The sequence below is a fragment of the Bacillus sp. FSL R5-0447 genome (assembly GCF_038606125.1).
GTDB classification, from domain to species: Bacteria; Bacillota; Bacilli; order Bacillales; family Bacillaceae; genus Bacillus; species Bacillus velezensis.
Genome location: NZ_CP152012.1, coordinates 1,593,518 through 1,616,256, shown reverse-complemented (window position 1 = coordinate 1,616,256; position 22,739 = coordinate 1,593,518). Strand labels below are relative to the sequence as shown.

Here is a 22,739-nt window from a genome sequence, read left to right as displayed (position 1 = left end):
GTTTTTTATGTTCATTTTTTACGCTTTTTCAATTTCGATCAGTAAATCGCCTGTCTGAATCGGTTCACCGTTTTTCACATGAATCTGCTGTATCGTCCCGGAGAACGGCGCCTGTACCGTCGTCTCCATTTTCATCGCTTCATTAATCATCAGATGATCGCCTTTATTTACCTTTGCCCCGGTTTCCGTTAACAATTTAATGACGGTTCCCGGCATAGATGCCGCAATGTGGCTTGGGTTTGTCCGATCTGCTTTTAATTTTTCCTGTACGGATGATTTAATGCTTTCATCTTTAATGACCACCTCGCGCGGCTGGCCGTTCAATTCGAAATAAACGACACGTGTCGCATCTGGCTGCGGTTCACCGATAGATACAAGCTTCACGATCAACGTTTTTCCGCGCTCGATTTCCACTTCGATTTCTTCACCGAGTGTCATGCCATAGAAGAAAGTCGGTGTGTCCAATACGGAAATATCACCGAAGCGTTCCGCCGTTTTAACATATTCAGTAAACACCTTCGGATAAAGAGCATACGCGATTGCGTCCTGATCACTCAATTCCATCTGATGCGTTTCTTTCCATTCTTCTTTAATACCTTCAAAAGATACCGGTTCAAGCAGCTCACCCGGTCTTACCGTGATCGGCGTCTGTCCTTTCAGAACAAGCTTTTGCAGTTTTTCCGGAAATCCGCCGTGCGGCTGGCCGATCTGCCCTTTAAAGAGCTCAACGACTGAATCCGGAAAATCAAGCGTTTCGCCTTTATCATAAACATCTTGTTCTGTTAAATTGTTTTGCACCATGTAAAGCGCCATATCTCCGACGACTTTGGAAGAAGGTGTTACTTTCACCACGTCGCCGAACATGCGGTTGACGACGCTGTACATGTCTTTCACCTCATTCCAGCGATCACCCAGGCCGACTCCTTTTGCCTGCTGCTGCAGATTGCTGTACTGGCCGCCCGGCATTTCATGATTATAAATCTCAGTATGCGGGGACTTCATCCCGCTTTCAAATTCACTGTAATACTGACGGACGGATTCCCAGTATTGCGACAGTCTTTCCACCTGCCGGACATCCATTTCAGGACGGCGGCTGTTTCCTTCAAGCGCATGATAAAATCCGCTTGCACTCGGCTGTGAAGTCAGACCCGCCATTGAGCTGACGGCGACATCCACGATGTCCACACCCGCTTCAACAGCTTTGGCATAGAGAAAGACGCCATTGCCGCTCGTATCATGCGTGTGAAGATGAACGGGAATATCAATCGTTTCCTTCAGCGCTGAGATAAGTTCGTATGCGGCTTGAGGTTTCAAAAGACCGGCCATGTCTTTAATACCGAGAATGTGGGCGCCAGACGCCTCAAGCTCTTTCGCCATAGAAAGATAATATTGCAAATCATATTTCGTCCGGGTCTTATCAAGAATATCTCCCGTGTAACAAATCGCAGCCTCCGCCACTTTTCCGGTTTCACGGACGGCATCGATGGCCAGCGTCATCCCTTTTACCCAGTTCAGGCTGTCAAAGATCCGGAATACGTCAATACCTGACTCCGCTGACTGCCGGACAAATTTTTGGATGACATTGTCCGGATAGTTTGTATAACCGACGGCATTTGATGAACGAAGCAGCATCTGGAACAATGTGTTCGGCACTTCCTTGCGAAGATCTTCAAGGCGTTTCCAAGGGTCTTCTTTTAAGAAACGGTACGCTACATCAAATGTCGCGCCTCCCCACATTTCAAGGCTGAACAGTTCAGGCCACAGGGCAGCCGTCGGATTCGCGATTTTTTTCAAATCATTGGATCTGATCCGGGTTGCAAGCAGGGACTGATGGGCATCCCTGAACGTTGTATCGGTCAGGAGCACGGATTTTTGCTCTTTCACCCAGTCTGCAAGCCCCTCAGCGCCTCTTTCATCAAGGATCTGTTTCGTACCGCTTGCCGGCTTTTCCCCGATACCTAACGTAACGGTCTGAGGCTTATCAAATGCAGGTTTTTCTTTTTTCCCGATTCCCGGAAAACCGTTCACCGTGACATTGCCGATATAGGAAAGCATTTTTGTTCCGCGGTCCTTCTGTTTTGGGAAAACAAACAGCTCAGGCGTTGTGTCGATAAACGATGTGTCATATTGGCCCGTCAGGAATTTTTCATGCTTTGCCACGTTTTCAAGAAACGGAATATTGGTCTTAATGCCCCTGATCCTGAATTCCTGCAGGTTGCGGACCATTTTCGCTGATGCTTGTTCAAACGTCAGCGCCCATGTCGACAGCTTGACGAGCAGTGAATCATAATAAGGCGTGATGACGGCGCCCTGGAAGCTGTTTCCCGTATCAAGGCGGACGCCGAAGCCGCCGCCTGAGCGGTAAGCCATAATTTTACCCGTGTCAGGCATAAAGTCATTCAGCGGATCTTCAGTGGTCACACGTGATTGTATCGCATACCCGTTTGTAAAAATGTCTTTCTGCTCAGGGATATTGACGGCACGGCTGTGCAGTCCGTGGCCCTGCGCGACGAGGATTTGCGTCTGAACGATATCAACCCCCGTTATCATTTCCGTAATCGTATGCTCCACTTGCACGCGCGGGTTCACTTCAATAAAGTAAAATTCACCGTCCGCTACGAGAAATTCCACGGTCCCCGCGTTGATATAGCCGACATTTTTCGCAAGCGCCACAGCCGCTTCACAGATTTCGTCCCTTAATTCAGGCTGCAAAGATACACTCGGCGCCACCTCAATGACTTTTTGATGGCGTCTCTGAACGGAACAGTCCCGCTCATACAGATGGACGACATTGCCTTCATTATCTCCGATCACCTGAACTTCAATATGCTTAGGATTTTCGATCAGTTTTTCAACATACACTTCATCGTTTCCGAATGCGGCTTTCGCTTCTGATTTGGCCCGCTCAAACGATTCTTTCAATTCGCTTTCGCTTCGGACGATTCTCATTCCGCGCCCTCCGCCTCCGAGCGATGCTTTAATAATAAACGGAAATCCGTGGACTTTTGCGAATTGTTCGACATCTTTTAATGTTTCAGCCGGTCCGTCACTCCCCGGAATAACGGGGATGCCGGCTTTTTCTGCCTGCTCCCTCGCCTTTACTTTATCTCCGAACATATCCAAATGCGCTGACGTCGGTCCGATGAATACGATGCCCTCTTCTTCACAGCGTCTCGCAAATTGGATATTTTCAGAGAGAAATCCGTAGCCCGGATGAATGGCATCTACGCCGTTTCTTTTTGCGATCTCAATAATCCCTTCAATATCAAGATACGCGTCAATCGGTTTTCTGCCTTCTCCCACTAGATAAGCTTCATCCGCTTTATAGCGATGATAGGAGCCCGAATCTTCTTTTGAATAAACGGCTACCGTTCTGATGTTCAATTCTGTGCACGCCCGGAAAATCCGGATCGCAATTTCTCCCCTGTTTGCTACTAACACTTTTTGGATGGATTGTTGTGACAAACTTTTCTCCCCCTTGGCCTAATAAATATGTAGTTTATAATAAAGGAATATCCGCCCTGTGTATACACTTGTTTTTTAGAGATACACAGATTTTTCCGTCTGCCGTCTTTTTACCCCCTTAGACGGAACGGGCTCCCTCTTTTTCTTCTTTTCTGAGTACTTGACATGCATGCTGACATTCACCAATATACCGGCGCTCGTTAATAACAAAAACATCGATGAGCCCCCGTAGCTGATAAACGGCAGCGGAACACCTGTGATCGGAATTAAACCGCTGACACCGCCGAGATTGATAAAGGTCTGAATCGCAATCATGCTGGATATCCCGATTGCCAAAAGGCTTCCGAACGGATCTTCACATTTTCTCGCAATATAAAAACCTTTCAACACCACAAAAGCCAGCAGCACAATGACAAACAGGACGCCGAAAATGCCGAGCTCCTCTGAAATAACCGCCATAATAAAGTCTGTATGCGATTCAGGCAGATAACCGTATTTTTGAATGCTTTCTCCAAGACCGAGACCGAAAAAACCGCCTGAGCCGATCGCATAATACGAATTTATAATCTGCAGGCCTGATGTGCTGGCGTATTTAAATGGATTTTCAAGGCTTTCAAACCGGCTCATACGCCCGGGTGTCAAAATATCGTCCCATTTCAGATAGATGATCGGGCTGACAAGGAGCAATACGATTCCCGCCATGAGAACCAGCCTGAGCAGGGTCCTTCCGCTGAAGCCCGAACACATAATGACGCAAAACGCGATCAGGCCGATAATCATCGCCGTTCCGAAGTCAGGCTGAATGGCGATAAGCGCACAAATGACTACGGTGACGATCACCGGCGGCGCAACCCCCGTCAAAAGCTGATCGATATAGCTTTGTTTCTTTGCGTATACCGCGGCAAGGTACAGTATCAGGGACAGCTTGACAAATTCCCCCGGCTGAATGGCCATTCCGCCGATTTTAAACCAGCTTTGCGCGTTTCCGGCAACATGTCCGAAAACAAACAGCGCGCAAAGCGCAGCCACTGACGCAAGCAGTATGAATTTCTGAATCTTTTGATGGGCGAACACTTTGTACGGAAAAACGGCCGCGATGATAAACAGCACAAACCCCGCGATGACGGCGAACAGCTGCCGTTTAAAGAAATAGTCGCTGCTCACGCCGTAACGCATAACGGCGGTAATCATGCTTGAGCTGTATACCATTACCAATCCGAAACTGCACAGCAGAATGATAGCGCATATCAATGAATAATCGTAAGATTTTAACATTCTTTTAAACATAACATCCTCTTTCCTGCTTAAAGCTTACGTTTAATACCTATTGCGTATTATATTTTACTATAATTCATAAACATTTTACGCAGTTTCTTTATAGTTTTTCGGATGAAATGCAGATTAAGAGACCGTCTTACGAAAAGAAGATGCAAAAAAACGGTTTACGGTTATAAAAAAACCCAAACCGTTGAATAGTTTGAGTTTGATCATTTATTTTCCTGTAAACGCATCATGCAAAGCAGACAGTTCTCTTTCAAGTCTGTCCAGCAGCTCTTTGCCGTCGTTTTCGTCAACTAATCCCAGGCGGACAGCAAAATCGATTTCCCTCGACAGTCCGAACATCTGAGTATCCAAGACCTCTTCATACAGAGGACATTGAGGCATCGTTAAGTTATCCATTTGTACTCGGATCAGCTTCAAAATCTTCTCAGCATCTAACTTCAACAGCTCGAATGCTTTCTGCTGATGGTCAACTATAATCTCTGAAGCCAAAAGTATCCCTCCGTTCCCCAGGCGAGTACCTAATTCTTCTATTTATCATAAAGGGTATCAGATGAAATTGCAAGAGGATTTAAGCAGATGTTATGATAAAAAATGTTTCAAAAAATACTCAGCCTGTATTTCTCAGACATGATTTCCAAAAGCTTCACACCCGCGATGCTGTTGCCTTTTTCATCAAGCGCCGGGCCGAATATACCGATTCCGAAGTTGTACGGCGAAATGCCCATGATCCCTCCCGAAACGCCGCTTTTAGCGGGAATGCCGACCTTAATCGCGAATTCCCCGCTCGCATTGTACATGCCGCATGTCACCATAAACGTCTTGCAGATTCTCGCCACATCTTTTTTAATGACCTGCTCCCCGGTTTCCGGATGCTTGCCGTCAAGGGCGAATACGCAGCCGATTTTGGCTAAATCCAGACTGCTCATCTTAATTGCGCACTGTTTTGTATACAAATCCATGACCTCTTCAACATCGCCTTTAAAAATGTCATACTGCTTCATGTAATAACACATGGCCCGATTAATCATGGATGAACTGAATTCCGATTCCGCGACATGTCTGCAATATGTAATGTCCTGATTATTCGCAAGTCTTCTGATGAATCCGAGCAGGTAATCCAGGCGGTCTTTCGGCGAATGCCCTTTAATGAAACCCGTTACGACGAGAGCGCCCGCATTAATCATCGGATTTAAAGGCTTGCCCGGATTCACTGTTTCAAGCTTAATCATGGAATTAAACGGGTCGCCGGTCGGCTCCTGACCCACGCAGCTGAACACCTTTTCCTTTCCGTAATCCATCAGTACGAGCGCCAGAGAAAGCACTTTCGAAATGCTCTGCAGCGTAAATGTCCGGTCGGCGTCTCCTGCCGTCAGACATGTATTTTCCGCATGATAAATCGTGACCGAAAGGCTGTCTTGTTCAGATTCAGCCAGAGCCGGAATATAGTCTGCCACTTTGCCTTCTTCGGTCCTTTTTTTCGCTTCTTGAACTAATGCGTCCAGCTCTTGGTAATGCCGGCATACCATGTCGATCATCCTCACTTCGCTGCCGTTGTATACATCTAATTTGCGACGCAAAGTGACAATTCATGCGAAAACTTTTATACTTTAAGTAAAGGGGGGCTTCACCATGAGCGTTATTCAAGTAAAAGGCAATGTTACATACCCGATTACAATTGATCCGAGTGTCTGGATTTTCGATGACCGTAAGTTTCCGTTTGAAAAAAATCAGCCCGTTCATCCGGACGGCTCTGCAGAAACCCAGGAGCATACGCTTGATCCGGAACGGGTGATCAGAGAAGGGCGCATTTCGCCGCCGACTTTAAAAAGCGAAAAACGTTATGAAAAAGAAAGACTGATGAACGGCAGCTTCGCCATGAAGCTCGGCGCTGTTTTAGCAAATGCCGAGCCGAAAGAAAGCGCTGTCCTGTGCGCATTTATTTCAAAATCAGAAAGAACCGAAGTGGCGCTTGAAAAGGCGATGGACGCAATCGCGCATTTCAGCGATGCGGGGAAACCCCTTCAAGACGGCGGCCCGGTCCATTTTTACGTGGACGGAGACTTAGAAAAACCGATAACGGGCGTCACAGAAATCGAAGTTTTATAACAAATCGGCTGCAAGCTGTGCAAGGCCGGATCTTTCACCTTTCACAAGCTTCACGCTGCCGGAGACGGTTTGTTCTTTAAACCGTTCTACCACATAAGCAAGTCCGTTGTTTAAACTGTCTAAGTATGGGTGATCTATTTGCTCCGGATCGCCCATCAGGACAATTTTGCTGCCCTCTCCCACCCGAGTCAAAAGCGTTTTGACCTCGTGCCTCGTCAAATTCTGAGCCTCATCAATAATAATAAACTGATCCGGAATGCTTCTTCCCCGAATGTATGTCAGCGCCTCCACCTGAATCGATCCGATTCCTGCCAAAATCGCTTCAAGTTCACCCGGCTTTTTCGCATTGAATAAAAATTCAAGATTATCAAAGATCGGCTGCATCCACGGCTTGAGCTTTTCCTCTTTTTCGCCCGGCAAATATCCGATATCCTTTCCCACCGGGACGATGGGACGCGCGACGATCAGTTTTTTATAAATACCGAGATCCTCCGTCTGCAGAAGCCCTGCCGCGAGAGCAAGCAAGGTTTTTCCCGTTCCCGCTTTTCCGATCAGGGTGACAAGCGGGATATCTTCCCTCAGCAGGAGTTCAAGCGCCATTGTCTGCTGGACGTTCTTCGGCCTGATACCCCATACGTGCTCATCATCGAAAACGAGTCTTTTTACGGTCTCGCCTTTCTTATCTGTCATGCCGACCGCAGACGAAGATCCTCCTAATTCATCTTTCATCAGCACAAATTGATTCGGATAAACCTGATGCTGCTGAAGCTCCTTGACTGAAATTTGTTTGTCTTTATAAAACGAGGCAAACCGCTCTTTATTCATAAATATATCTTTGTACCCGCTATATATTTCATCATGGTCAACGACTCTGTCGTTTAAAAAGTCCTCCGCCAAAAGCCCGATGGCATCCGCCTTTACCCTGACAAGCACATCTTTGCTGACCAGGATGACGAGGCGGCCGTTTTCTTTCGTTTCCTCCTCAAGGCTTAAATTTTTCGCCACCGCCAAAATACGGTTATCATTCGTTTTTTCGATAAAAATTTCTTGGAGCTGGTGAAATGACCGGTGGTTCAGTTCAATTCTGAGCGTTCCTCCGCTTTCAAGCGGAACTTTCTCGTGCAGCCTTCCTTTCTCCCTGAGCCCGTCTATCAGCTTAGATACGTGCCTCGCATTTCTCCCGACCTCGTCCATATACCGCTTTTTTGAATCGACCTCTTCCAGCACGACGGCGGGGATGACAACTTCGTTTTCTTCAAAGGAAAAAATGGCGTTAGGATCCTGCAAAAGTACATTCGTATCTAACACATAAATTTTACTCAAGTCTCAGCCTCCTGAAATAAGGATCAAAGCCCATCGTGTGCTTCTCTTTCCGCGAAAAACGGGGATGCCTGCTAAAATATATGATTTGGTGAATAAAGATAGAAGGTTAATTCAACAATAAAATAAATGAAAGCATTCAAGGAGGAAATCTGACGTGCGAATTCTTTTCATTATCATACAAGCCTTGTTTATCCTTACCGGCTGCACTGCTGTACAGGACGGCCGCGGCCGCAATATTCAGAACGAATCAGCCGATCAGCGCGATGCAAAACCGATCCATGTGAAAAATACGGCTCCTGAGACAGCTGAAAATCCCGGCCGGACAGACATCGCTAAGCATCTCGTCGAGGTAACCGAAAAAATCCCCGGCATTTCAGATGCCACCGCGGTTGTACTCGGAAGATACTCCGTTGTCGGTATCGATGTGGATGACAATTTAGAAAGAAGCAAAGTGGAGAGCATTAAATACACGGTTGCCCAGGCGTTAAAAAACGATCCTTACGGCGCCAATGCCGTTGTCGTGGCTGATCCTGATACGGTTTCCCGTCTGAGAGGCATGGGCAGCGACATTAAGGCCGGCCGCCCCGTTTCAGGCATTTTGGACGAACTTGCCGCCATCGTCGGCCGTGTCATGCCGGAAGTCCCTAATGATGTGACCGACAATGAAAAAGAATCACCGACTCAATCGAATGATGATCAGCTGAACGAAAGAGACCAGAATAAGCTGCAGAACGAACAGAACGATCAATCGGATCATCATATGAAAAACCGCCGGTAAAAAGCAGCGCCCGCTCCAAAGGAAGGGCGCTGCTTTCTTTCCCTTTGGCAGGAGGGGCATCCATGATATAATGCTTGTCATAGTGAAAGAGGTGAAAAATCAATGAGAGTAAAATGTTCCATTTGCGACAAAATCGAACAAATTGATGATGAAACACTGACAGCCAAACGCCTCCGCAATCGTCCGATTCATACATATATGTGCCGGGAATGCCATGACCGAATCAAAGTCAAAACGGAGGCGCGGCTGAATACCGGACACTTTTCTTTTCATCCCGGACAAAAAGCGAAAAAAGATAAACTGAAAAAATAAACCGAATAAAAAATGACCCGCCGGAAGGCAAGGTCATTTTTTTATTGCGGTTTAGCTGACTGGCTTTTTTTGGACTGGTGCAGACGGATTTTGTAAATGATCAAAATCAAGGCGGCGACAACAAGCCCTTCTCCGACCGGCAGAAACACACCGAAAAAAGTCAGCACGGTGCAGCCGAGCACGAGGAAGAGATAAACTGCCGCAGCCTTCAACACCGGCAGCCGTTTGGCAAAGCCGAGTTTAAATACAATTACCGAAAGCACGACGATCGTTCCGTATAACAGCCACATTCCCGTCAGCGGATGCTCATCCACTTGGTAAAGAGCCGCAAAGAATGACAGCCGTTCACTTACTTCATTCAAAAGGATCCCCCTCCCCTTTTCCGTTCGGGTTCTACCTTTTCAAATTCTGCAAGTGATTAAGACATTCCTGCTGTTTTTTTCTTTTTCGCCGCTTTTTCACGTTCGTTTTTATTCAGGATTTTCTTTCTTAAACGGATGGATTCCGGCGTTACTTCACAGTATTCATCTTCGTTTAAGTACTCGAGTGATTCTTCAAGCGACATAATGCGCGCTTTCTTAATCGTAGTCGTTTGATCCTTCGTAGCGGAACGGACGTTTGTCTGCTGTTTCATTTTGCTTACATTGACGACAAGGTCATTGTCACGGTTATGTTCGCCGACAATCATGCCTTCATATACTTCTGTTCCGGGCTCAACGAAGATGACGCCGCGGTCTTCAATACCTTGAATTCCGTAAGATGTCGCTTTTCCGTTTTCCATGGAAACGAGCACACCCTGACGTCGGCCTCCGACTTGGCCTTTTTGCATCGGCTGATAGCTGTCAAACGTGTGGTTCAGGATCCCGAAACCGCGTGTCAGTGACAGAAACTCAGTAGAATAGCCGATGAGTCCGCGTGAAGGTACGGTAAAGATCAGGCGGACCTGGCCGTTTCCGTTATTAATCATATCAAGCATTTCGCCTTTTCTCGCACCCATTGATTCCATAACAGAACCGGTATGCTCTTCAGGCACATCAATCTGCACGCGCTCAACAGGCTCGCAGCTTACGCCGTCGATTTCCTTAATGATAACTTCAGGTTTAGACACTTGAAGCTCATAGCCTTCACGGCGCATGTTTTCAATTAAAATGGACAGGTGAAGCTCACCGCGTCCTGAAACAACCCATGCGTCAGGTGATGCAGTCGGTTCGACACGAAGACTGACGTCTGTTTGAAGCTGCGCGTTCAGACGCTCTTCAATTTTGCGGGCTGTGACATATTTGCCTTCACGGCCTGCAAACGGGCTGTTGTTTACGACAAATGTCATTTGGAGCGTAGGCTCATCAATGCGCAGAACCGGCAGCGGCTCATGGTGGTCAGCCGGACAAACCGTTTCACCGACGTTGATGTCTTCCATGCCCGAAACGGCAACGAGGTCTCCCGCTCTCGCTTCTTCAATTTCCACGCGTTTCAATCCTTGGAAACCGAAGATTTTCGTTACGCGGAATGATTTTACCGTTCCGTCAAGTTTCATCAATGAAACCTGCTGACCCACTTTCATCGTGCCGCGGAAAACGCGTCCGATACCGATACGGCCGACATAATCATTGTAATCAAGCAGCGCCACTTGGAATTGAAGAGGCTCTTCGGCGTTATCTACCGGGGCAGGGACATGTTCAAGAATCGTTTCATACAGTGATTCCATATTTTCGTCCTGCTTTTTCGGATCCAGACTTGCCGTTCCGTTAATCGCAGAAGCGTAGACGACAGGGAACTCAAGCTGTTGTTCGTTTGCGTCAAGCTCGATGAACAAATCAAGCACTTCATCAATGACTTCTTCCGGGCGGGCGAAATCACGGTCGATTTTGTTTACGACGACAACCGGATTTAAGTTCTGCTCAAGGGCTTTTTTCAGTACGAAACGGGTTTGCGGCATGCAGCCTTCATATGCGTCAACGACTAACAGAACGCCGTCAACCATTTTCATAATCCGTTCTACCTCTCCGCCGAAGTCGGCGTGTCCCGGAGTGTCCAAAATATTAATGCGTGTATCTTTATAGTTAATCGCAGTATTTTTCGCAAGAATTGTAATACCGCGTTCACGTTCAAGATCGTTTGAATCCATTGCGCGTTCGGCAATATTTTCGTTGGCACGGAATGTTCCGGCTTGGTGAAGCAATTGGTCTACCAAAGTCGTTTTCCCATGGTCAACGTGGGCAATAATCGCGATGTTGCGAAGATCGTTTCGAAGTTTCACATTTTCATCTCCTAAAAAAATTAGATAACTTTCATATTATACCACACATCCTCTTTAAAAGCGTTACGTTTTTCTGTAAACTGAAAGTATGACGTTAAAGGGGATGGAAATATGAAAAAATTGAATTGGCTATTATTATTATTTGCATTCGCAGCAGTCTTCAGCATGATGCTGATCGGCGTATCAATCGCTGAGAAAAGCGCATGGGGCATCATCGGAAGCATTGTTCTTGTTATCGCCATGATGGGAAGCGGTTTCACTGTAAAGAAAAAAATGCGCGAACAGGGACTGCTTGATTAAAAGCATGACCCTTTGCAAAATTCCGTAAACATGGAAAGACAATATCTTATGAAGCCTGAATCAAAGATTCAGGCTTTTTTACATCCTCAAAACAGGCTCCAGATGTAAGGCTTATCTCCCCCGCCGCCTAGTCAGGAAGCCGGAAATGACAGCTCCCACTCTAGTTACATCAGCAGATTCCCTCAGAATATGCAGTCAGAAATAGTCCGGCATCGTTATGCAGAAAATACCATACCTCCTATTTCAATTCCATCATTGTCTTTTTATACTTGTGGCTGTAAGCAAATACACATGACAAGGAGAGAATGAAATGAAAACATCTTTTTTGAAGAAAACCGCTGTAACTGCTGCTGCAACCGCCTCAGCCGCCTTGCTTGCATTCAGTCCGCTTGATTCTGCCGGCGCAAAAACGATTCAGGCAAATGAACCGCATGTCCTGCAGGCTTCCGCAGAGAAAACACCGGAAGACGCGGCAAAACTCATTGACATCATCAGCCAATCGATTTACGAAAAAGACGGTGTCTATTATTTTGATGGCGAAAAAGCGGTTGAATTGGGATTAGATCAAGAACAAGCCCAGATCATTCAAAAGCTGTGGGACAGTTCAACCGAATTTTTAACCGTTCTTTCTCAATGTATTGAGAAAACGGACGGCGAATATACATTTAATAAAGAAAAAGCGGTGGAGCTCGGCTTTACGGAAAAAGAGGCCCTTATCGTTGATCAGCTGTTCACCGCTTTTTCCCAAAGTCTTCATATCCTTCAATCTGCGCTGATTGAAGAAGACGGTGTGTATACGTTTGATCAGGACCTTGCTGAAAAAGCAGGAGCAGGAAAAAAAGAAGCAAAGCTATGTGCCGGATTCTTTAATTCACTGCCCCAGGAATTGCTTGAAGGCATTTATACAGCCTTTCATCCGGCTGAGTAAACGGATTAAAACGCCCGGTCATTCAGCCGGGCGTTTTTTTAAATCAGCAGTTTAAGGACCAGCATGATAAAGAAAACAGCGCCGAACAAACAGGCTGCTTTTATCAGCAGCTTTCCGTAATACCGTTCCTTAAACCGCCTTTCTTCTTCTGCATAACAGGATGGCGCCTTCATCTCAGAGCTGCCGAGGTCAAGCGGCTCCTTCATCATATGATATAAACTCCCGCACTTACCGCATGATTCAAGATGGCGGGAAATAAACCGCTCCGTTTCTGTTTCACAATCGCCTTCAATATATAAAGGGAGTAAATCTCTCACTAAACAGCAAGTCATATCTGTCCGTCCTTCCTTTTTTCCCCCAAGTGCTGTTTCAGCTGCATTCTCGCCCTGTACAGGGTGCTCTTCACCTTCGAAAGACTCCAGTCCAAAACATCAGCAATCTCTTCGTAAGACAGCTCTTGAAATACCTGTCGAAATGCTGAATAAAATGACTGAAAATCTCTGACATCTGAAACAATCCTTTTCGTTTATTAAGGCCTCACCCATTTAGACAAACGGCTATAAAAAAAGTTTTACAGATCGGAACATTTTTCCCCTATCATTTTTCCCGACTTCATTTGTCATTTTTTTCAGAATAAATCGCATCATTCGACTCATGTCTGATTCAACACGTGCCTCTCGGCTTATCCCCCGATGCTGGCCGCCGGAAGCCTTTCCGGGACGATTCTATCAATTCATCAGCGGAGTCTAGTTTTATATTGCAGAATGAGAGAATGCTGGTTTATTATAACAATATAAGTTTTCATTATTTTCAAAAAGGGGGATTTATTGTGGGTTTAGGTAAGAAATTGTCTGTTGCTGTCGCCGCTTCCTTTATGAGTTTAACTATCAGTCTTCCGGGTGTTCAGGCCGCTGAGAATCCTCAGCTTAAAGAAAACCTGACGAACTTTGTGCCGAAGCATTCTTTGGTGCAGTCTGAGTTGCCTTCAGTCAGTGACAAAGCAATCAAGCAATACTTGAAACAAAACGGCAAAGTCTTCAAAGGCAACCCTTCTGAGAGACTGAAGCTGATTGACCACACGACCGATGATCTCGGCTACAAGCACTTCCGTTATGTGCCTGTCGTTAACGGTGTGCCTGTGAAAGACTCGCAAGTCATTATTCACGTCGATAAATCCAACAATGTCTATGCGATTAACGGTGAATTAAACAACGATGCTTCTGCCAAAACGGCAAACAGCAAAAAATTATCTGCAAATCAGGCGCTGGATCATGCTTTTAAAGCAATCGGCAAATCACCTGAAGCCGTCTCTAACGGCAACGTTGCAAACAAAAACAAAGCCGAGCTGAAAGCAGCGGCCACAAAAGACGGTAAATACCGCCTCGCCTATGATGTAACCATCCGCTACATCGAACCGGAACCAGCTAACTGGGAAGTAACCGTTGATGCGGAGACAGGGAAAGTCCTGAAAAAGCAAAACAAAGTGGAGCATGCCGCTGCAACCGGAACAGGTACGACTCTTAAAGGAAAAACGGTCTCATTAAATATTTCTTCTGAAAGCGGCAAATATGTAATGCGTGATCTTTCTAAACCTACTGGAACGCAAATTATTACGTACGATCTGCAAAATCGACAGTATAACCTGCCGGGCACGCTCGTATCAAGCACTACCAACCAGTTCACAACTTCTTCTCAGCGCGCTGCCGTTGATGCGCATTACAATCTCGGCAAAGTGTACGATTATTTCTATCAGACGTTTAAACGCAACAGTTACGACAATAAAGGCGGCAAAATCGTATCTTCCGTTCATTACGGCAGCAAATACAATAACGCGGCCTGGATCGGCGACCAAATGATTTACGGTGACGGTGACGGCTCATTCTTCTCGCCTCTTTCCGGTTCAATGGACGTAACGGCCCATGAAATGACACACGGTGTTACACAGGAAACAGCCAACCTGAACTATGAAAATCAGCCGGGCGCTTTAAATGAATCCTTCTCTGATGTATTCGGATACTTCAACGATACTGAGGACTGGGATATCGGTGAAGATATTACGGTCAGCCAGCCGGCTCTCCGCAGTTTATCCACTCCGACAAAATACGGACAGCCCGATCATTACAAAAATTATCAAAACCTTCCGAACACTGATGCCGGCGACTACGGCGGCGTGCATACAAACAGCGGAATTCCGAACAAAGCCGCTTACAACACGATTACAAAAATCGGCGTGAAAAAAGCGGAGCAGATTTACTATCGCGCACTGACGGTATATCTCACTCCGTCATCAAACTTTAAAGATGCAAAAGCAGCTTTGATTCAATCAGCGCGGGACCTTTACGGCTCTCAAGACGCTGCAAGCGTAGAAGCGGCCTGGAATGCGGTCGGCTTGTAAACAAAAAAAGAGACCGGAGAAATCCGGTCTCTTTTTTATATCTGAAACATTTCACAATGGCTTCACCATGATCATATATGTCTTTTCCCGATCGTCTTTTTCAAGCTTAAGCTGTTCAAAGCCGCATTGGCTTAAAAACAAAACCCATTCCTGCCTGTCCAGGGGAACGGCTGAAAACATCGCTTTATGCTCCCCTCTCAGCCGGCCCGCAATCTCTTCAATGACCGCGCGTCCGATTCCTTTCTCTTTTGCCTCCGGAGCGACGGCCACGGTTCCGAGCCACGGTTTTCCGTTTGAAGGCGCCCATTCCAAATGAAAACTGACGGCGGCAGGAGCGCCGTCAATCTCCCATACGAGCCACGTTCCATTGTACATGGAGTATGCAAGCATAAACTCCGCCGCATTTTTTGTTCCGAACTCTTCGTTTTTCCACACCGGGTGTGCAGCCGCCAGCTGCTCCAGAAACCCGAGATCTTCTTCTTCAAAATCTCTACCTGTCAGCATGTAAATAGTCGTCAAAGATAATTTTATGTATTGCCGGATTGCCCGCAAGCACGCTGTGGTTGTCTAAAAACGTAAACGGTTCGCCATCTGTGGTCGTGTAAATGCCCCCGACTTCGTTCAGCAGCACGCAGCCGGCAGCGTAATCCCACGGCGCGAGCCTCATCGTAATGTATGCGTCAATGCGGCCGGCCGCAACACTGGCGAGCTCAAGTGCCGCCGAGCCGTAGGACCGCGTTCCTCTGACCCGTTTTACGAGCGGCGCCAAAATACTCGGGTCAATCCTTCTGTTTTCCGTCACCCATGTGGCATTGATTGCAATAATGGCTTCTTCAATGGAAGCTTCTTTTAAAGGAGCAAGCGGCGTGTCGTTCAGATAAGCCCCTTTTCCGCTGAATGCGTGATACAGTTCGTCCTGCATCACATCATAAATTAAGCCGATTTTGCCTTTTCCGTCTTCAAAGATGCCGATGGAGATCGCGAAATGCCGCTTTTGATGGACAAAATTCATCGTCCCGTCAATCGGATCAATGATCCAGACGATTCCGTCAAGGGAGCGGAGCTTATCTCCCTGCCCTTCTTCTCCGAGAATCCGGTGTCCGGGAAAAGTTCCCTGTATACGGTCAATGAAAAAGCGTTCCGTCTCTTTATCAATATTTGTGACTAAATCATTCGGATTTGATTTTGTTTCAATCGTCAAGCTTTCCTGCATGGATTGTCTGATTCTCGTTCCGGCTTCTTTTACCCATTGTTTTGCGATATCATCAATTTCCGTCCAATTTGTCATACCGTGTACCTCTTTTCTATGTATAGCTTATTCTATAGCATACTGATAAAGGCGATGAAAAAGCAAGGAAAATGAAAAAAATGCCTTCTCACGTAAAAACGAACCATTTCCTGCGGTTCGTTTTTACTATTCTTTATCCGTTAAGCCGAATCCATTCTTTTCTGAGACGTTCCAGTTTTCTTTTGCTGAGATCGATTTGATCTTCATTCTCTTTTTGCATGGCCTCATACAGGGTTGCCAATTCATAATCAACCTCTAGTCTCCAGACAGCTACACGGTTATTTTTTTCCTCCCTGAATCCTTCCTTCACCACTTGCCTCATTGTCTTTCGCCCCTTCCAGAGATCATTTGTTAAAAAAGCATCCCATTTTTCCAATTTATTAATGATACTTCTTATATCGTATGGAAACTTATATTCGGCTGTAACAACATTCTTAAAATTGTGTGTTTACCTATTCGTTTTTTACCACCAATCCTCTCGGTTCAAACGTTCTCAATGTTTTTGCGGCCGGCGGCGGCTGTGGTAAAATATGAATACTTACGATAAGGAGGAAAAAGATGACTCAGATGCGTTTTACAAAAGAAGACTTCGATACATTTACAATAGAAGGTTTAGATCCGCGCATGGAGGTGTTAAAAGAACAAGTCCGCCCGAAGCTGACCTTGTTAGGAGAGCATTTCGCACCGACATTGTCAGCATTGACAGGAGATGAAATGTTCCCGCATGTCGCCAAGCACGCGAGAAGATCTGTCAACCCGCCGGCTGACAGCTGGGTTGCCTTTGCCAACAGCAAACGCGGGTATAAGAAACTCCCTCACTTTCAGATCGGTTTATGGGACACTCATATGTTTGTATGGTTTGCCATCATTTATGAATCTCCGATAAAAGAGGAATACGGCAGATTGCTGGAAGCGAAGCAGGAGGACATCACAAAACAGATTCCCGGTCATTTTGTATGGTCGCCGGATCATACGAAGCCAGGTGCGTACAAGCAGTCCGACATGGATCAGGAGCAGCTGAAAACATTATTTGAACGCCTGCAGACAGTGAAAAAAGCAGAGCTTTTGTGCGGCATTCAGCTGCAAAAAGAAGACGTGATCAACATGAACAACAATGAATTCCTGCAAACCATTGAAGATACTTTTAGGAAGCTTTCCTTTTTATACACACTGACTCAGAAAGTCTCATAACATAAAAAGCGGGCCGATTGCCGGCTCGCTTTGTCTACATTTTGATAATCGCTTGATCTGATTGTTTCGCCTGTTTCACAGTCCGATACGGGGAATAGGTGCTGTCAGCTTCAAATTGGCTGCAGATTTTCTTTTCTTCCGCTTTCCCGGGAACGATTTCTTTAAAGCGGCGGTACGCATTCAGAAGCCTGTCTCGGTCAGCTCCTTTTTCATAGGCGTTTTCCACCTGCTGAAAAAAAGCAATAACATCCACGGCCTCCTCTGTCGTCCAGTCCTCATTCATCGGATATTGATATTCCAAATGTCTTCACTCCTTTATCATCATGCTCAAAATAAGCATCTTCCATAGATCATAAATTGTTCTTTACTTTCTTTCAAGTTCATAATATAATTCATTTGTTTTACGTTTAAAAAACGGGTAATAAAACTGAATGTAATACAAACTAATCCGTAGGTATTATGATAAAGGTGGGAAAACAATTGCCGCAACATGAAACACCCCTGTACAGCGGACTGAAAAAGCACGCGGACAGACAGCCTGTCCAATTCCACATTCCGGGCCATAAAAAAGGCGCGGGAATGGATCCGGAATTCAGACAATTTATCGGAGAAAACGCGTTAAGCATAGATTTAATTAATATCGAACCTCTGGATGATTTACATGCGCCAAAGGGCATCATTAAAGAAGCCCAGGATCTGGCCGCGGAAGCATTCGGCGCAGACCATACCTTCTTTTCCGTACAAGGGACGAGCGGCGCCATTATGACGATGGTCATGGCCGTATGCGGACCCGGAGATAAAATCATCATCCCGAGAAACGTTCATAAATCCATTATGTCGGCCATTGTATTTTCCGGAGCGGTGCCGATTTTTATTCACCCGGAAATTGACGATGAGCTCGGAATTTCTCACGGCATTACGCTTGAGTCCGCCGAGCGGGCTTTGACGGAGCACCCTGACGCAAAAGGCCTGCTTGTCATAAATCCGACGTACTTCGGTGTGGCAGCTGACTTAAGCAGCATTGTAAAGCTCGCGCATTCTTTCGATGTGCCTGTGCTTGTCGATGAAGCGCACGGCGTGCATATTCATTTTCATGATAAGCTTCCTCTGTCCGCCATGCAGGCGGGCGCTGATATGGCAGCCACAAGCGTGCACAAATTGGGTGGCTCCCTGACGCAGAGCTCCATTTTAAATGTGAGAGAAGGTCTTGTTTCCAAAGAAAGAGTACAGTCGATTTTAAGCATGCTGACGACAACGTCAACATCCTATCTGCTTCTCGCTTCACTGGATGTCGCAAGAAAACGCCTCGCTACAGAAGGCCGCGATCTTCTAGAAGATACGATTCTGCTGGCGGATCAGACACGGGAACGCCTCAATCAAATTGAAGGCATCCGCTGTGTCGGTGAAGAAATCACAGGGTCTAAAGCTGCCTTCAGTTATGATCCGACTAAATTAATCATTTCGGTCAAAAACCTCGGCCTGACGGGTCATGACGTTGAAAAATGGCTCCGCGAATCATATAATATCGAAGTCGAGCTGTCCGATTTGTATAATATTTTATGTATTTTCACCCCCGGCGACAGAGCGGGAGATGCCGACCGTCTTGTAAGCGCGCTTACAGACATTTCAAAGCAGGCTTCCGCCAATGACTATGCTCATCAGCAAACCGAGGTTCTGCTTCCTGAAATTCCTCTGTTAGCGATGACGCCAAGAGACGCGTTTTACGCAAATACGGAAGTCATTCCGTTAAAAGAATCCGCGGGACGGATCATCGCAGAGTTTGTCATGGTGTACCCGCCGGGAATTCCGATCTTTATTCCGGGCGAGATCATTACTGAAGAAAATATCAGCTACATTTTTAAAAACTTGGACGCCGGCCTTCCTGTGCAGGGTCCCGAAGATGCAACGCTTAAAATGATCAGAGTCATCAAAGAGCAAAAAGCCATCCAATAAACATAAAGAAGCCCGAAACGAAATCGTTTCGGGCCTTTTTACGCTTTTTACTCTTCTTCAAGATGACACTGGCATTGTCCGCAGCATGTTCCGTATAACGTCGTGACCTTCTCATCCTCAAAGTAATGAATCGCTTCGTTACAGTCTTGGCAAACAATTGTACCCATCTGTCATTCCCCATTTCTCAGAATTTGAAAACGCTTAATTTTTACTTGTTGTTATTATATTATTATGTCACATTTAATATGTCAACCGATAAATTGTATAACACATTTATTTTTTACGGTCTTTTTATAGCTCGAGGGTCAATCACAGTATATCCTTTATGACGCAATCCTTTTACAATGTCCGGCATGGCTTCCGCCGTCCATTTCCGGTCATGCATCAATATGTTGGCCCCGTCCCGCAGATAAGGACTGTTCAGTGTGATATCGGTAAGCGCTTTTTTGGATTGATATTTCTGATCCCAATCATACCCGAAGGTCCAGTTCATTTTCACCATACCTTCTTTTTTTATAAGTCTGTCACTGTAGTCCGTATTGCTTCCGAAAGGCGCCCTGAAAAATGCGGGTTTCTCTCCTATTACCTTTTCAACCGCTTTATTGACGCCAATGATTTCTTCCCGTTGTTTTTGTTCGGAAAGATCTTTTAAGTTTTGATGAGTCATTGTATGATTACCGATCATAAAACCTAACTCATGAATATGCTTAAGCGCTTTCTTATTTTCATCTTTTTTCAAAAAATGTCCGTTTACAAAAAAGATCGCTGACGCATTGAGATCATGCAGTTTGTCCGCAATCTCAGCGGCATGCTGATCAGGCGCGTCATCGATCGTTACCAATGCGATCGGTTTTTTTTCTTTCTGTTCATCCATTTTTTCCACAGAAAAGGTTTTCGGATTGATATAGTAACGGGGCTCCGCCTTCTGTTTTTTCTCTTTTGTATGATGGTTTTCCCGTTTGGCATGATTGGCCGCGGCTTGAGAATGGGGTTTGTTTGTTTGCATCTTTTCATTTGATTGGCAGCCGGCGAGTAAGCACATACATATGACGGCTGCAGCGGCTTTATACATGACAATCCCTCCTGATATGGTTTTGCCCCCAGTATAACGAAAAAACAGCGCTCTCACGAAAAACAATGTGCCTTTTTTACACATCGGCTGTACAAGTTGTCACACGTATTATTTCTTCATTAAAAACGGTTTCAATTATATAACAATTCAGTAACAAGCCTTAGGTTTTTCACCTCTCGTGATACACTTAATATAGTCCTTATAAATGGATGAACCAATATATTATATAAAACAGAGGAGTAAGATAGATGCGCTACCGTACGGTGATTCCCTTTTTTTTGATGCTGTTCGTTCTGTCAAGCTGTTCGGTTTCTACTGTCATTCCATTCAAAAATAACCGGATCGACAGCATTCATCACACTCAAATCTTGTTTTTTTCCGATGAAAATCATATAGATAAAGAAGTTCCTTATTACGATGCGATTCTTGATTTAGAAAAGAAATATCCCCATCATGTCGATCAAATGAAGGTTTATGACAACAGAAAGGGATGGGAAGAGGAAATCAATACGTTCCCTGCGCTGATGGTGATCAATCATCGGCATGTGGTCATGAAGATTGAGGGATCCGTAAAGAAAAAAGAGGATATCATCAAACCTATGCAGCATGTGCTTGCACAATAAAAACAGCCCCCGCTTTTACAAACGGGGGCTGTTTCTTTGTTACATCATTATTTTACGATGTGGATCGGGCTTCCGATTGCTACTTCGGCAGCTTCCATAGTGATTTCGCCCAATGTCGGGTGAGCGTGAATTGTCATCGCGATATCTTCAGCAGTCATTCCGCCTTCGATCGCCAGGCTCAATTCAGAAATCATGTCAGAAGCGCTTGCGCCGGCAATTTGCGCACCGATTACAAGACCGTCTTCTTTACGGGTGATCAGCTTCATGAAGCCGTCAGTTTCGTTAAGAGACAGCGCACGTCCGTTTGCTGCAAACGGGAACTTAGCTGCAACGACTTCAATGCCTTCTTCTTTCGCCTGTGCTTCAGTGTAACCGACAGAAGCCAGTTCAGGCTCAGAGAATACAACCGCCGGAATACCGAGGTAATCGATTTCAGCCGGCTCTCCTGAAATAGCTTCCGCAGCGATTTTACCTTCGTAAGACGCTTTGTGAGCCAATGGAGGTCCGTCAATGATGTCACCGATTGCGTAAATGTTCGGTACGTTTGTGCGGCACTGCTTGTCTGTTTTAATGACACCGCGGTCAGTCATTTCGATACCGACTTGCTCAAGGCCGAGCTCATCAGTGTTCGGACGGCGTCCGACAGTGATTAATACGTAATCAGCATCAACCGTTTTTTCTTCGCCTTTTACTTCGAATGTAACTGTTACGCCGTCAGGTCTTTCCTCAACGCCTTTAGCCATGGCGCTTGTATGGATTTCAACGTTGCCTTTTTTCTTCAGTCTGCGGGTAACGAGGGAACTCATTTGTTTTTCGAAGCCAGGAAGAATTTCATCTCCGCCTTCTAAAATAACCAATTCAGTTCCGAAGTTCGCATACGCTGTTCCAAGCTCAGTACCGATATATCCGCCGCCGATAACAACGAGCTTTTTCGGAATTTCTTTAAGCGCCAGTGCGCCTGTAGAGTTCAGAACGCGTTCGCTATATTTGAAGTTTGGCAATTCGATAGGGCGAGAACCGGTAGCAATGATCGCGTTTTTAAATGTGTATGTTTGCGCAGAGTTCTCATCCATTACGCGGACAGAGTTGCTGTCTACGAAATAAGCTTCCCCGTTTACAACGTCCACTTTATTTCCTTTTAAAAGACCTGCAACACCGCCGGTAAGCTTATTTACAACAGAAGCTTTCCATTCTTGGACTTTTGTAAAGTCAACCGTTACGTTCTCAGCAGTGATTCCCATGTCATCTGAATGTTTTGCATTCTCGTAACGATGGCCTGCATTGATGAGCGCTTTTGAAGGAATACAGCCGACGTTCAGACAAACGCCTCCAAGAGTTGCTTTTTCAACGACTGTTACTTTTTGTCCAAGCTGAGCAGCGCGGATGGCAGCTACATAGCCGCCTGGTCCCGCACCAATCACAAGAGTATCTGTTTCAATAGGGAAATCTCCTACTACCATAACA

General features: G+C 45.8%; 24 protein-coding genes and 1 pseudogene. 9 read left to right on the top strand and 16 right to left on the bottom strand.

The features are described 5' to 3' along the window. Nucleotides 1-18 precede the first annotated feature (18 nt). The 4 genes from pyc to glsA form a co-directional block, all read right to left on the bottom strand. A complete protein-coding gene (pyc, locus tag NYE68_RS08260) occupies nucleotides 19-3,465 on the bottom strand; it encodes a pyruvate carboxylase (RefSeq protein ID WP_229041440.1) in 3,447 nt (1,148 codons plus the stop codon). Between the two features lie 75 nt (nucleotides 3,466-3,540). After that, nucleotides 3,541-4,752 carry an FtsW/RodA/SpoVE family cell cycle protein gene (locus NYE68_RS08255; RefSeq protein ID WP_015417409.1) on the bottom strand — a complete coding sequence of 404 codons (1,212 nt, stop codon included), beginning with the start codon at nucleotides 4,750-4,752 and terminating at the stop codon, nucleotides 3,541-3,543. Nucleotides 4,753-4,956: 204 nt separating this feature from the next. After that, the gene (locus NYE68_RS08250; protein WP_003154494.1) at nucleotides 4,957-5,238 is read right to left on the bottom strand and encodes a YlaN family protein; all 282 of its coding nucleotides are present in this window, start codon (nucleotides 5,236-5,238) and stop codon (nucleotides 4,957-4,959) included. A gap of 107 nt (nucleotides 5,239-5,345) precedes the next feature. Continuing rightward, nucleotides 5,346-6,275 carry a glutaminase A gene (gene glsA / locus NYE68_RS08245; protein ID WP_007409681.1) on the bottom strand — a complete coding sequence of 310 codons (930 nt, stop codon included), beginning with the start codon at nucleotides 6,273-6,275 and terminating at the stop codon, nucleotides 5,346-5,348. A gap of 103 nt (nucleotides 6,276-6,378) precedes the next feature. On the opposite strand from glsA, the gene NYE68_RS08240 reads away from it, so the two are divergent. Then, nucleotides 6,379-6,855 carry a hypothetical protein gene (locus tag NYE68_RS08240; RefSeq protein ID WP_015239796.1) on the top strand — a complete coding sequence of 159 codons (477 nt, stop codon included), beginning with the start codon at nucleotides 6,379-6,381 and terminating at the stop codon, nucleotides 6,853-6,855. Here NYE68_RS08240 and NYE68_RS08235 read toward each other — a convergent pair. Beyond that, nucleotides 6,850-8,178, bottom strand: coding sequence for a PhoH family protein (locus NYE68_RS08235; RefSeq protein ID WP_015417407.1), 1,329 nt, complete (start codon nucleotides 8,176-8,178; stop codon nucleotides 6,850-6,852). The genes NYE68_RS08240 and NYE68_RS08235 overlap by 6 nt on opposite strands. 154 nt (nucleotides 8,179-8,332) lie before the next feature. Between NYE68_RS08235 and NYE68_RS08230 the strand changes: the two genes are divergently transcribed. After that, nucleotides 8,333-8,956 (top strand): YhcN/YlaJ family sporulation lipoprotein, encoded by a 624-nt coding sequence (locus NYE68_RS08230; protein ID WP_014417659.1) that lies wholly within the window; start codon nucleotides 8,333-8,335, stop codon nucleotides 8,954-8,956. A gap of 102 nt (nucleotides 8,957-9,058) precedes the next feature. Then, nucleotides 9,059-9,268: a YlaI family protein gene (locus tag NYE68_RS08225; RefSeq protein ID WP_007409677.1), complete on the top strand. Its 210-nt coding sequence runs from the start codon at nucleotides 9,059-9,061 to the stop codon at nucleotides 9,266-9,268. A gap of 41 nt (nucleotides 9,269-9,309) precedes the next feature. Here NYE68_RS08225 and NYE68_RS08220 read toward each other — a convergent pair whose 3' ends face one another. Next, entirely contained in the window at nucleotides 9,310-9,630 is a 321-nt protein-coding gene (locus NYE68_RS08220) for a YlaH-like family protein (protein WP_015239793.1), read from the bottom strand. A 56-nt stretch (nucleotides 9,631-9,686) separates the two neighbouring features. Beyond that, a complete protein-coding gene (gene typA / locus NYE68_RS08215; protein ID WP_007409675.1) occupies nucleotides 9,687-11,525 on the bottom strand; it encodes a translational GTPase TypA in 1,839 nt (612 codons plus the stop codon). Nucleotides 11,526-11,636: 111 nt separating this feature from the next. Between typA and NYE68_RS08210 the strand changes: the two genes are divergently transcribed. Both NYE68_RS08210 and NYE68_RS08205 read left to right on the top strand, forming a co-directional pair. Continuing rightward, nucleotides 11,637-11,825 (top strand): YlaF family protein, encoded by a 189-nt coding sequence (locus NYE68_RS08210; RefSeq protein WP_003154504.1) that lies wholly within the window; start codon nucleotides 11,637-11,639, stop codon nucleotides 11,823-11,825. A gap of 310 nt (nucleotides 11,826-12,135) precedes the next feature. Then, on the top strand, nucleotides 12,136-12,753 hold the full coding sequence (locus NYE68_RS08205) for a hypothetical protein (protein WP_012117483.1): 618 nt from the start codon (nucleotides 12,136-12,138) through the stop codon (nucleotides 12,751-12,753). Between the two features lie 38 nt (nucleotides 12,754-12,791). Here the strand turns inward: NYE68_RS08205 and NYE68_RS08200 are convergent, their stop codons facing one another. Continuing rightward, nucleotides 12,792-13,085 carry a zf-HC2 domain-containing protein gene (locus NYE68_RS08200; RefSeq protein WP_015417405.1) on the bottom strand — a complete coding sequence of 98 codons (294 nt, stop codon included), beginning with the start codon at nucleotides 13,083-13,085 and terminating at the stop codon, nucleotides 12,792-12,794. After that, nucleotides 13,082-13,225 (bottom strand): annotated as a pseudogene (locus tag NYE68_RS08195) (sigma factor-like helix-turn-helix DNA-binding protein); the annotation flags it as partial. The pseudogene NYE68_RS08195 and the gene NYE68_RS08200, both read right to left, overlap by 4 nt. Nucleotides 13,226-13,582: 357 nt before the next feature. On the opposite strand from NYE68_RS08195, the gene NYE68_RS08190 reads away from it, so the two are divergent. Next, complete coding sequence (locus tag NYE68_RS08190; protein ID WP_007409672.1) at nucleotides 13,583-15,148, top strand: M4 family metallopeptidase; 1,566 nt, start codon at nucleotides 13,583-13,585, stop codon at nucleotides 15,146-15,148. 51 nt (nucleotides 15,149-15,199) lie between these two features. Here the strand turns inward: NYE68_RS08190 and NYE68_RS08185 are convergent, their stop codons facing one another. The 3 genes from NYE68_RS08185 to NYE68_RS08175 all read right to left on the bottom strand — a co-directional run bounded on the left by NYE68_RS08185 (nucleotide 15,200) and on the right by NYE68_RS08175 (nucleotide 16,758). Continuing rightward, nucleotides 15,200-15,652: a GNAT family N-acetyltransferase gene (locus tag NYE68_RS08185; protein WP_012117478.1), complete on the bottom strand. Its 453-nt coding sequence runs from the start codon at nucleotides 15,650-15,652 to the stop codon at nucleotides 15,200-15,202. Beyond that, nucleotides 15,639-16,436 carry an inositol-1-monophosphatase gene (suhB, locus tag NYE68_RS08180; RefSeq protein ID WP_007409670.1) on the bottom strand — a complete coding sequence of 266 codons (798 nt, stop codon included), beginning with the start codon at nucleotides 16,434-16,436 and terminating at the stop codon, nucleotides 15,639-15,641. The genes NYE68_RS08185 and suhB overlap by 14 nt, the downstream gene beginning before the upstream one ends. 133 nt (nucleotides 16,437-16,569) lie before the next feature. Continuing rightward, nucleotides 16,570-16,758: a hypothetical protein gene (locus NYE68_RS08175; RefSeq protein ID WP_003154513.1), complete on the bottom strand. Its 189-nt coding sequence runs from the start codon at nucleotides 16,756-16,758 to the stop codon at nucleotides 16,570-16,572. Between the two features lie 236 nt (nucleotides 16,759-16,994). Between NYE68_RS08175 and NYE68_RS08170 the strand changes: the two genes are divergently transcribed. Beyond that, a complete protein-coding gene (locus NYE68_RS08170; protein WP_015417401.1) occupies nucleotides 16,995-17,627 on the top strand; it encodes a DUF1054 domain-containing protein in 633 nt (210 codons plus the stop codon). A 34-nt stretch (nucleotides 17,628-17,661) separates the two neighbouring features. Here the strand turns inward: NYE68_RS08170 and NYE68_RS08165 are convergent, their stop codons facing one another. Then, nucleotides 17,662-17,928, bottom strand: coding sequence for a UPF0223 family protein (locus NYE68_RS08165; protein WP_007409667.1), 267 nt, complete (start codon nucleotides 17,926-17,928; stop codon nucleotides 17,662-17,664). A gap of 179 nt (nucleotides 17,929-18,107) precedes the next feature. On the opposite strand from NYE68_RS08165, the gene NYE68_RS08160 reads away from it, so the two are divergent. Then, complete coding sequence (locus NYE68_RS08160) at nucleotides 18,108-19,580, top strand: aminotransferase class I/II-fold pyridoxal phosphate-dependent enzyme (protein WP_060675414.1); 1,473 nt, start codon at nucleotides 18,108-18,110, stop codon at nucleotides 19,578-19,580. Between the two features lie 47 nt (nucleotides 19,581-19,627). Here NYE68_RS08160 and NYE68_RS08155 read toward each other — a convergent pair whose 3' ends face one another. Both NYE68_RS08155 and NYE68_RS08150 read right to left on the bottom strand, forming a co-directional pair. Then, the gene (locus NYE68_RS08155) at nucleotides 19,628-19,747 is read right to left on the bottom strand and encodes a GapA-binding peptide SR1P (RefSeq protein WP_003154518.1); all 120 of its coding nucleotides are present in this window, start codon (nucleotides 19,745-19,747) and stop codon (nucleotides 19,628-19,630) included. A 113-nt stretch (nucleotides 19,748-19,860) separates the two neighbouring features. Then, nucleotides 19,861-20,652, bottom strand: coding sequence for a polysaccharide deacetylase family protein (locus tag NYE68_RS08150; protein ID WP_324635872.1), 792 nt, complete (start codon nucleotides 20,650-20,652; stop codon nucleotides 19,861-19,863). Between the two features lie 248 nt (nucleotides 20,653-20,900). Between NYE68_RS08150 and NYE68_RS08145 the strand changes: the two genes are divergently transcribed. Continuing rightward, nucleotides 20,901-21,275, top strand: a complete 375-nt coding sequence (locus NYE68_RS08145; RefSeq protein WP_014304946.1) for a hypothetical protein — start codon at nucleotides 20,901-20,903, stop codon at nucleotides 21,273-21,275. 47 nt (nucleotides 21,276-21,322) lie between these two features. On the opposite strand, the gene lpdA is transcribed toward NYE68_RS08145, so the two are convergent. Then, the gene (gene lpdA, locus NYE68_RS08140) at nucleotides 21,323-22,735 is read right to left on the bottom strand and encodes a dihydrolipoyl dehydrogenase (RefSeq protein WP_014304945.1); all 1,413 of its coding nucleotides are present in this window, start codon (nucleotides 22,733-22,735) and stop codon (nucleotides 21,323-21,325) included. Nucleotides 22,736-22,739 lie beyond the last annotated feature (4 nt).

Bases quoted from the DNA above. Each gene is read 5' to 3' on its own strand.
- NYE68_RS08145 (WP_014304946.1), top strand. From the start codon at position 20,901: ATGCGCTACCGTACGGTGATTCCCTTTTTTTTGATGCTGTTCGTTCTG.
- NYE68_RS08255 (WP_015417409.1), bottom strand. From the start codon at position 4,752: ATGTTTAAAAGAATGTTAAAATCTTACGATTATTCATTGATATGCGCT.
- NYE68_RS08155 (WP_003154518.1), bottom strand. From the start codon at position 19,747: ATGGGTACAATTGTTTGCCAAGACTGTAACGAAGCGATTCATTACTTT.
- NYE68_RS08225 (WP_007409677.1), top strand. From the start codon at position 9,059: ATGAGAGTAAAATGTTCCATTTGCGACAAAATCGAACAAATTGATGAT.
- suhB (WP_007409670.1), bottom strand. From the start codon at position 16,436: ATGACAAATTGGACGGAAATTGATGATATCGCAAAACAATGGGTAAAA.
- NYE68_RS08170 (WP_015417401.1), top strand. From the start codon at position 16,995: ATGACTCAGATGCGTTTTACAAAAGAAGACTTCGATACATTTACAATA.
- glsA (WP_007409681.1), bottom strand. From the start codon at position 6,275: ATGGTATGCCGGCATTACCAAGAGCTGGACGCATTAGTTCAAGAAGCG.
- NYE68_RS08200 (WP_015417405.1), bottom strand. From the start codon at position 13,085: ATGACTTGCTGTTTAGTGAGAGATTTACTCCCTTTATATATTGAAGGC.
- NYE68_RS08150 (WP_324635872.1), bottom strand. From the start codon at position 20,652: ATGTATAAAGCCGCTGCAGCCGTCATATGTATGTGCTTACTCGCCGGC.
- lpdA (WP_014304945.1), bottom strand. From the start codon at position 22,735: ATGGTAGTAGGAGATTTCCCTATTGAAACAGATACTCTTGTGATTGGT.
- NYE68_RS08240 (WP_015239796.1), top strand. From the start codon at position 6,379: ATGAGCGTTATTCAAGTAAAAGGCAATGTTACATACCCGATTACAATT.
- NYE68_RS08175 (WP_003154513.1), bottom strand. From the start codon at position 16,758: ATGAGGCAAGTGGTGAAGGAAGGATTCAGGGAGGAAAAAAATAACCGT.
- NYE68_RS08205 (WP_012117483.1), top strand. From the start codon at position 12,136: ATGAAAACATCTTTTTTGAAGAAAACCGCTGTAACTGCTGCTGCAACC.
- NYE68_RS08185 (WP_012117478.1), bottom strand. From the start codon at position 15,652: ATGCTGACAGGTAGAGATTTTGAAGAAGAAGATCTCGGGTTTCTGGAG.
- NYE68_RS08210 (WP_003154504.1), top strand. From the start codon at position 11,637: ATGAAAAAATTGAATTGGCTATTATTATTATTTGCATTCGCAGCAGTC.